Origin of the sequence: Chryseobacterium sp. Leaf405, from assembly GCF_001425355.1 — a bacterium.
Lineage (GTDB): Bacteria > Bacteroidota > Bacteroidia > Flavobacteriales > Weeksellaceae > Chryseobacterium.
Map to the genome: position 1 here is coordinate 123,132 of NZ_LMQN01000021.1, position 9,922 is coordinate 133,053.

Annotated in this window: 5 protein-coding genes; all 5 read left to right on the plus strand. The window is 36.2% G+C overall.

Annotated elements, in window-relative coordinates; translation table 11 throughout:
- The first annotated feature begins 218 nt into the window (after nucleotides 1-218).
- The 5 genes from ASG22_RS21720 (at nucleotide 219) to ASG22_RS20625 (ending at nucleotide 9,122) form a co-directional block, all read left to right on the plus strand.
- Complete coding sequence (locus tag ASG22_RS21720; protein WP_409991393.1) at nucleotides 219-416, plus strand: bacteriocin-like protein; 198 nt, start codon at nucleotides 219-221, stop codon at nucleotides 414-416.
- Between the two features lie 171 nt (nucleotides 417-587).
- On the plus strand, nucleotides 588-1,172 hold the full coding sequence (gene ruvA / locus ASG22_RS20610; protein ID WP_055988655.1) for a Holliday junction branch migration protein RuvA: 585 nt from the start codon (nucleotides 588-590) through the stop codon (nucleotides 1,170-1,172).
- A gap of 6 nt (nucleotides 1,173-1,178) precedes the next feature.
- Nucleotides 1,179-8,282 (plus strand): cell surface protein SprA, encoded by a 7,104-nt coding sequence (gene sprA, locus ASG22_RS20615; RefSeq protein ID WP_055988669.1) that lies wholly within the window; start codon nucleotides 1,179-1,181, stop codon nucleotides 8,280-8,282.
- 110 nt (nucleotides 8,283-8,392) lie between these two features.
- Nucleotides 8,393-8,770, plus strand: a complete 378-nt coding sequence (gcvH, locus tag ASG22_RS20620) for a glycine cleavage system protein GcvH (protein ID WP_055988656.1) — start codon at nucleotides 8,393-8,395, stop codon at nucleotides 8,768-8,770.
- A gap of 25 nt (nucleotides 8,771-8,795) precedes the next feature.
- Nucleotides 8,796-9,122, plus strand: a complete 327-nt coding sequence (locus tag ASG22_RS20625; protein ID WP_055988671.1) for a VanZ family protein — start codon at nucleotides 8,796-8,798, stop codon at nucleotides 9,120-9,122.
- The last annotated feature ends 800 nt before the right edge of the window (nucleotides 9,123-9,922 follow it).

The window sequence follows — 9,922 nt, forward strand, 5'->3', positions numbered from 1 at the left end:
TGTACTGCTTTTTTATTTTATCTAAATATGTCCTAATGTCACAATTTTGTGATATTAGGACAACTAAATTGATAGTTGATAAATCCTCTCAAATACCTTTCTATATTGATTTTTTTAAACCGATAAAAAATTGAAAAAATAGTTTTTTAAGTTTTTCCTAAAAACAATATATTGACTTTGTAAGAAAATAAATACTTTAGGAGAACTAAAAAAATATTATGAAAAACATCAAAAAACTTTCAAGAGAGAATTTAAAGCAAATAACAGGAGCGGGACAAAGTCAGCCTATTCAGTCTCCGGATGGTGGTTATTATTGCCTTAGGACTCAAGGTCAGCTGTGTTTGGTAAATGGTTGTACGCCAATGTGTGTAAGTGGTGCATGCCACATAAGTATGTGTTTGGATATATATCCATAAGATATTCCTTATATTCACTCAAATTATAAACCTGTCCGTTTTGGATGGGTTTTACTATTTATATTAATTCATTCAATTTATAATCAAAAAATAAGTTAAAAATCATTCGTGCCTCAAATGAAAACATTAATTAGTTTAATTTGCTATATTTGGGAGTTTTAAAAATTAATAATGATATTTTCACTACAAGGTATTGTTCAGGAACTTACGCCAACTTACGCAGTGATCAACGTACAAGGAGTTGGTTACTATGTAGGTATAAGCCTAATGACCTCACAAACCCTCATTTTAAACAAAGAAACCGTACTTTTTATACAGCAGATTATCAGAGAAGATGCCCACCTGCTTTTTGGCTTTAAAAGTCGTTTAGAAAAAGAAATGTTCAATCTGTTAATAAGCGTTAATGGAGTGGGAGCTGTTTCTGCTTTGATTTTGCTGTCAACATTGAGTCTTGAAGAGATCGCTTCAGCCATCCTTTCCAAGAACAGTGCTTTGATTCAAAAGGCCAAAGGATTAGGGGTAAAAACAGCAGAAAGAATTATTGTAGATCTTAAAGATAAAGTACAGAAATTCAGCAATCCGGAAGAAAATATTTCTACGTTTGCGAATAATAAAGTAAAGGAAGAATCGTTATCTGCATTAGAAGTTTTAGGCATTCCTAAACGAATGAGTGAGAAACTTGCAGATAAAATAATTAAACTAAATCCCGACGTTTCTGTAGAAGAGTTGGTAAAACAGATATTAAAAAACATTTAACATTTGGTGGCAAAAATTAAGTACCTCAATATATTCCTGTTCCTGTCGTTCCTGTTGGTGTCCGTAAGTACATTTGCACAAAGACGACCTGCGGCACAGGTACGTGATACAGCAATTATAAAAAAGGATTATCAGCTGGCAGATCCTACGCAGTTTGAAGCCTATTATGATATAAAATCCGGGATGTATTTCGTATATCCTAAGGTTGGTAATACAATAACCGGACCACCAACTGCCATGTCTCCTGAAGATTATAAGGAATTTATGATGGCGGCTCAGACAAGGGAATATTACAAAGAAAAATCAGACCGATACAGTCTGATGTTCAGAAAAGATAAATCTGATGCAGCACGAAAAGGTTTGATACCATCATTAACGATCAATAACAGGCTTTTTGAAACCATTTTTGGAAGTAATAAAATTGAAATTATTCCTTCAGGATATGCTTCTTTCGATTTTGCAGGATTGTATCAGAAGATTGATAATCCGTTGATTTTACCTCAAAACAGAACAAGTTTTACGTTTGATATTGACCAGAGAATTCAGTTGGGATTAATTGGAAAAGTGGGTGAAAACCTTCAGTTAAAAGCCAATTATGATACCCAAAGTGGTTTCGCCTTTGAAAACAGAATGAATTTGGTCTGGCAGGCAAAAGGAAGCTGGAAAGATCTTCAGCAAAAAGGTCTGAATGATGTTGATAAACCAAGTGCGGGAGGCGAAGATAAAATAATCAAAAGAGTAGAATTTGGTAATGTAAGTATGCCGCTGTCAACAAGTTTGATACGCGGTTCGCAGTCGTTATTCGGGGTTAAAACCGAATTCCAGATGGGTAAAACCTTTGGGACGGTTGTACTTTCGCAACAGCAGGGTGAAGCAAGAAATATTACCGTTCAGGGTGGCGGCGTGTTGAATAATTTTAAGATTAATGCAATTGACTATGAAGATAATCAGCATTATTTCTTAGGACATTATTTCTTGAATAATTATGACGGATCATTACTAAATTATCCTCAAATCAACTCAAAAATTAATATTACAAGATTAGAGGTTTGGGTTCTTGATCAGGGAAACAGTAACTTACAATATCAGAAAAGTATTATTGGTATCAGGGATTTGGGCGAAGGAGCATCCGGGCTTCCTGATAATACTCAGAACGGATTGTACAGCGCTGTAAATAGTGCTGTGGGAACACCAAGAGAACAAGGAAAAAATTATCTTCCGGTTTTTCAGGGACAGTCTTTTCCGGGAAGTACGTTGCCTTACGATAACGGGGAACATTTTATTTTTAACACAAAAGCAAGACGATTAAATACCAATGAATATACCTTACAGCCACAGTTAGGATATGTTTCATTAAATCAAAAATTAAATGAAAATCAGCTTTTAGCAGTTTCATATTCATATACGGTTAACGGAAGCAACCAGGTGTATAAAGTCGGGGAATTCTCTGAAGAAAGCCCGGTTTTGGTGACTAAATTATTAAGACCAAATAATAAAGTTAATACCGCTTCGCCGATGTGGGATTTAATGATGAAAAATATTTATTCTCTTGATGCCGGACAGGTAAATCAGGACGGATTTATCCTGAATGTTCTTTACCGTGATCCTAAGTCAGGAGGTAAAGTAAATTATCTTCCGGTTGATAATAATACTGCAGTAAGCAGTGTGCCTTTAATTAAATTATTGAACTGGGACCGTCTTAACGGGAACGGCGATTTACAGAATAATGGTTCCACTACTGGGGATGGTATTTTTGACTTTGTGCCTGGGATTACCATAAGACCGGAAACGGGTAGGGTGATATTCACCAAAGCGCAGCCTTTCGGGAACTATATTAGTCAGGTTATAGGAAGTAGTGATCCGCAGTTTGTGTTTAGTGATTTATATTCTCAACAGAAACAGGTAGCTACAAATAGCAATTTATCTCAGCGTTACACGATTGAAGGTCGATATAAAGGAGTTCAGGGACAAGGGATTTCTTTGGGAGCTGTAAATGTTCCGCAGGGTTCCGTAAAAGTTTCCGCAAACGGCGTACAATTGACCGAAGGTATCGACTATACCGTAGATTATATGCTGGGAACGGTAACGATCATTAATGAACAGGTAAAACAATCCGGGCAGGCAATTAATATTTCATTGGAAAATCAATTAACATTTAATACCCAGAGAAAAAGATTCTTAGGATTAAATTTAGAAAGAAGATTTAATGAAAACTTTATTTTAGGTGCTACGGTTGTTAACTATTCAGAATCTCCGCTTACTCAAAAAGTAACGTATGGGCAGGAAGCTGTAAACAATACAATGGCAGGAATCAATTTGATGTATAACAATCAATTGCCTTTCCTGACGAGATTAACAGATAAAATACCGTTGGTAAATACCGAAGCACCTTCTAATTTGAATTTCAAAATGGAAACGGCTTATTTACTTCCGGGAATTAATAAAGGAACGAATGATCAGTCTTATATTGATGATTTCGAACAGACAACTTCAAAAATTTCATTAAAAGAACCAACAGCATGGAGTTTAGCTTCAAAACCTGAAAAGAATCAGTCAGACCCTCTTTTCCAGGGAGCTGGTAAAAATAATGACATCACCGAAGGAAACGGAAGAGGTTTATTATCCTGGTATAATATCGATCCGAGATTCTGGGGAGTGGGTGGTAAAGCACCAGCCGGAATTACACAGGATGCGGTTTCAAATCACGCTTCCAGAAGAGTTCAGTTCTCTGAGATTTTCAATAACAGAGATTTCGTTGCGGGTGAACAGACTTTCACCAATACATTTGATATTTCATATTATCCGAATGAAAAAGGTCCTTATAATGTTAATCCTATTGCAGAGACAACACAACAGAGATGGGCGGGTATTATGCGACCAATCAGTGTATCAAACTTTGTAAATTCCAATATCGAATATGTTGAATTCTGGTTGATGGATCCTTATGCGGATGGTAATAATTTAGGAACAGCTCCCAAAATGTTATTGCAGTTAGGAAACGTTTCTGAAGATATTTTGAAAGACGGACAGATGCAGTATGAGAACGGATTACCAACTCCAGGAGCTTCTACTAATACAGCAGATACAAACTGGGGAATCCAGCCTAAGCAGCCTCCAATTTTGTATGCTTTCTCAACAGAAGGAGCAGAAAGAACAGCTCAGGATGTTGGGTATGACGGTCTAAGTTCTGATCAGGAATCTGCGAAATTCGGAAATACTTTTGTGAATCCGGTTACCAATTTGTCTGACCCGGCGGTGGATGATTTTGTTTTTTATATGTCTAGCAAGTTTACAGGAAATCAGGCTTCATCATTGGTTCAGAGATATAAATATTTCAGAGGTCCGGAAGGAAACTCGCAGAGTAACTCTATGGAGGTGTCTTCTCAAACTCCCGATGCAGAAGATATTAATAAAGATTATAATTTAGATCAGAGTGAAAACTACAACCAGTATGAAGTAAGTTTAGATCAGGCGAATTTAGCATTAGGGACGAATAATATTGTTGATGTTAAAACCGTAGACGCTACATTCCAGAACGGACAGACTTCTCAGGTAAAATGGTATTTGTTCAGAGTTCCGGTTTCACAATATGACAAAACTGTAGGAGAAGCCAATGATGCAGTTCTTAACAATGTAAGATTTGCAAGATTATTATTAAAAGGTTTTGATCAGACATCAACGTTAAGATTCGGAACATTCGATTTGGTAAGATCAGACTGGAGAAAGTATCCTAAAAATGTTGCTGTATTTGGAAGTGATGCAGCAGCTGATCCTGCAACGGATGAGGGATTAAATAATGATACAACTATAGGGAATCTAGAAGTAGGGAGTGTAAATATTGAGGAGAATGCACTAAACCAGCCTCCATATGTATTACCTCCGGGAATTGACAGACAGATCTTAAGTGGAAATGCGGGAGCTCAGAGACAAAACGAAGCTTCATTATATTTAAAAGCTAATGGATTAGTTGCTGGTCAAGCAAAAGGAGTATTTAAAAATACTTCTCTTGACATGAGAAGATATAAAAAACTGAAACTTTTTGTACATGCTCACACAGATCCTAGAACTGAGGGTTCAGTTAGCGGGCAGATAGATAAAAAAACAAAATTCTTTATCCGTTTTGGTAGTGATGCGACAGATAACTATTATGAATATGAATCTTCATTAAAAATTACTCCAACTTCGGCAACGGCTCCAATGGAAATCTGGCCGATAGAAAATGATGTAGATTTAAATATTCAGGATTTTGTAGATGCGAAAATCAGAAGAGATAAGAACTTCCCGAATGACATTGTAAAAAGAATAATGGATCCCACGTTTGATTCAGGTGATACTTTTAAAAAGCTTTATATAAAAGGTCGTCCAAGTTTAGGAAATATTACGACCATTATGATTGGAATTAGAAACGGATTATCCAGAACTGATCCGGCAGTTGCAATTGACAGAATCCTTTGGGTGAACGAAATCCGTCTTTCCGAAATAGAAAACGACGGAGGGTACGCAGGAAATGCAAGTTTGAATTTCAACCTTGGAGATTTTGCAACCGTAAATACCAGTGCTTCTTATAGCTCAGTAGGTTTTGGTAATATTGATTCTAAACCTGCGGAAAGAAGTCAGTCTACGCAATCGGCATTCAGTATCAATACGGCTGTAAATGTAGATAAATTCCTTCCTGAGAAAAGCGGAGTTAAAATTCCTGTGAATTATTCTTACTCTCAGACTGTCGAAGATCCGAAATACAATCCGTTAGATACAGATGTTGAGTTTAATAAAGCTGCCAATAAAGAACAACTTAAAAAAGTAGCAAGAACCTACACTCAGCAAAGAAGCATCGGAGTGGTAAATATGCATAAAGAAAGGATGAACCAAAATAGAAAACCAAAATTCTATGATGTGGAAAATATTTCTGTGACTGCTGTTTATAATGACGATTTCTACAGAGATATTTATACGAAGAGAAATTACAGACAATATCTGAGAGGGTATGTAGATTATAACTATACGTTCAAACCGTGGGTGATCAGACCGTTCAACAAAATGATCAGTGATACTGCAAAATCTACGAAATATCTGAGATGGGTGAAAGAATTCAATATTAATCCTATTCCTACGAGATTCTCTTTCAGAACTGAGGTTGACAGAAATTATAACGAATTAGAATTCAGAAATATTGATGCGATCTTAAACGGAAATTATTCTGATGATTTCGGAGCAATTAAAAACAGAAACTTCTATTTCGGATGGCAGTATGGATTAGGATTTAATTTCACAAAATCATTGAAATTAGAAATCAACTCCGCAACAAGAACGCTGAATGATAATGTGGATGTAAATTCAATGGATAACAAATCGATTTTCGGAAACGTATTCAGAGCAGGAAGACCGGTATTGTACAATCACAGAGTTCAGTTGAACTATAAATTGCCATTCCAATATTTGCCGTATTTAGATTTCATCGATGCTGAATTAGGCTACGGATTTACATATAACTGGAATGCAAGATCTACCGTTTTATTGGCAAGTCCGGATGGAAGTCTTGGATCAATCGGTCAGAACACAAATGTAATTCAAGCAACGGCGACAGCGGACTTTACGAAGTTCTTCGGTCAGTTTAAATATTTTAAAAATATTTCTGCAAAACTTCAGAAAAGAAGACAGGAGATTGATTCATTAAATAATGTTTACACTCAGCAATGGGAAAAGAAAAGATATGCTTACAAAGGTTATAAATTCAAAAACAGACTGACTCCGTTCCAGAGTATGGCATATTTCCTTACTTCATTCAAGCAGTTGGATATTAATTATTCTGAGAACAACGGTACCGTACTTCCTGGGTTATTATCTGCTCCGAACTTTTATGGGTACGGACAAACATTGGGTGGTCCTACGATCGGATTCCTGTTCGGATCTCAGGCAGACATCAGAAGAACCGTCATGGAAAATGGTTGGGTAAGTGATTCCGAATTTATGACAGATCCTTACATAAAAATGTCAACCCGTGAATTCAGGGCAAACTTACAGGTTGTGCCGATTAATGATCTTAGAATTGATATTAATGCTTTGCATAATTATAACAGGAATTTTACTCATACCGGATTTAATTATGTAGACGGTTCAGGCAATGCAAATCCTAATTATACGTTTGCTAATGATTTGGTTACGTATTCCAATTCTGTGGTATTGCTTAAAACGGCTTTCAAAGACGGGGCGGCAATTTATCAGGCAATCAGGGAAAATGCGAGAACATTATCTCTGCAAATGCCGGGACAGGTAAATGCCGACGGATTTAAAGATGGGTACGGAATATCAAATGCTTATATTTTAATTCCGGCATTCAGGGCTGCAGTTGAAGGAAAGGCTCCGGAATTAATGGGTAATCCTAAAAAAGCAGGAATTCCGATTCCAAACTGGAAAATTACCTATTCAGGATTAAAAAATATACCGATTATCAACGGGCAGTTCAGTAAGTTTGATCTTTTACATTCTTATAACGCAACCTATACTGCAACAGGAATTCAGTCGAGTATTGATTATTTTAATACCCTTAATAATTTTAATGCAACGCAAAGGGATATTAATGATGATTATATCAATCCGTTTACTTTTGCGCAGGTTGGATATGTTGAAAACTTCTCTCCGCTGGTTGGGGTAGATGTTACAATGAGAAATAACTTCCAGTTCGGGTTACAGTATAACAGATTGAGAACATTATTGCTTGGGTTGGTAAATCATACGCTTACTGAGGATTCAAATACAGAATATGTGGTAAGAGTAGGGTACATCATCCGAAACTTCCAGTTAGGAACAGCAAATGTACGAGGTAGAGGAAAAGCAAAAGGAAGCGATCTTAACATCAGAGGAGATTTCTCTTTGAGAGACAGCAGAACAAGCATTACCAATATCTTGTTGGATGATTCTCAGGTGACAGGTGGTCAGAAATTAATGAACATAAAAATCTCTGCAGACTACAACGTTTCGGAAAACTTAAACTTAAGAGTATTCTACGAACAGATGACTTCTAAGTACAAAATCTCTACAGCGTTCCCATTGTCAACGATCAGAGCAGGTATTTCTGCAACGTTTACATTCGGAGACTCAGGAGGTTTCTAATGAGAACTGAAATAAATTTAAATGTCCTTCAATTTTGGAGGACATTTTTTATATCCGATATTTGAACGTGATGGAATTTTGAATACATTTGTAGAAATAAAAAATTAAAAATGAACACACCATCAGAATTAAAGTACACTAAAGATCACGAATGGATCAAGATTGAAGGTAACGTTGCCACAATCGGTATTACAGACTTCGCTCAGGGCGAGTTGGGAGATATCGTTTATGTAGATGTAGATACTGTAGATGACGATCTTGAAGGAGGTGCGGTTTTCGGAAGTGTTGAGGCTGTAAAAACAGTTTCAGATTTATTCTTACCAATTGCAGGAAAAGTTATTGAATTCAATTCAGGATTAGAAGACGCTCCTGAAACATTAAATTCAGACCCTTACGGAGACGGATGGATCATCAAATTGGAAATTGCTGACGGTGCTGATCAATCAGAATTACTTTCTGCAGAAGAATACCAGGCTATCATTGGATAGGGTATCAAAAATATTCAGTAAGATTTTGCCCATTTATTGGGCATTTCTTACTTATATGCTTCTCAAGCCCGGAACAGAGAACCACGAATATTGGTTCATGTTCAGTGGTATAGACAAGGTTTTACATTTAAGTATCTTCGGGGCGCTCGGTTTCTGCTTCATTGCTGCTTTCCCTAAAATCAAATTTTCATACTTTATCCAGATTATCCTGATCTACGCATTCCTCACCGAAATCCTACAGGAAGAAATGGGACTCGGCAGATCCATGGAAACTCTCGACATCGTCGCAGACACTATCGGTTGTCTCATCGGTTATTATGTTTATAAGATGTTGGTCAAAAGATTTTTCTAATCACTGTTACTGCGAGAGTAGCGTGGCGACGAAGAATCTCAAAAAGATTCATATTGCTTAAACTCCCAACTCTAAACTCTCTTATTCTCTAACTTAATTTTTCCAGGAGCTATTTCCAGCTTTCTACTATATTCTTTTTTGTCACGGCTTTCGCTTCTCTCCCGCCGCAACAAAAAAGGATGCCGTTTCAATCTGGGCTAGGACGAAACTATATAATATAAACTTATGTTTTAAAAATTCAGTTTCATCAACCTTCTGTAGATAAATATTCAGAGCAAAATTTCTCCCTCCTTTGCACCATCCGTCAAAAATGCAAATGTTCTGAATTCTACATTTATTAAAATTTNTCAACCTTCTGTAGATAAATATTCAGAGCAAAATTTCTCCCTCCTTTGCACCATCCGTCAAAAATGCAAATGTTCTGAATTCTACATTTATTAAAATTTCCAGTAGATTAAATTATCTTCCCGTAATAAAATCCTATTACCATTATATACTATGTTCTAACAAACATTAGTTTAAATTAATCTTGCACCATTTCAGGATGTTAAGTTTAAATATTACATGAATATAAATTTTATGTTAAATAAGTTTGGATGGAAGATGCAAAGTTTCTATCTTTGCCCCACTGAAAAACGAAAGTTAAGAAGTAGCGCAGGAGTAAGACTAAATATGGAAAATAAGAATTTAGGGTTGTTAAAAAAACTTTATAAATTTCTTTTAAAAACATTTGGTCGGGTAGAAAATAATTACTACTTTTGCACACGCAAATACGGGAACGGAAACGACAGAAAAAACGT

Excerpts from the sequence above, each read along its gene's own strand:
- ruvA (WP_055988655.1), top strand. The coding sequence starts at position 588 with ATGATATTTTCACTACAAGGTATTGTTCAGGAACTTACGCCAACTTAC.
- gcvH (WP_055988656.1), top strand. The coding sequence starts at position 8,393 with ATGAACACACCATCAGAATTAAAGTACACTAAAGATCACGAATGGATC.
- ASG22_RS21720 (WP_409991393.1), top strand. The coding sequence starts at position 219 with ATGAAAAACATCAAAAAACTTTCAAGAGAGAATTTAAAGCAAATAACA.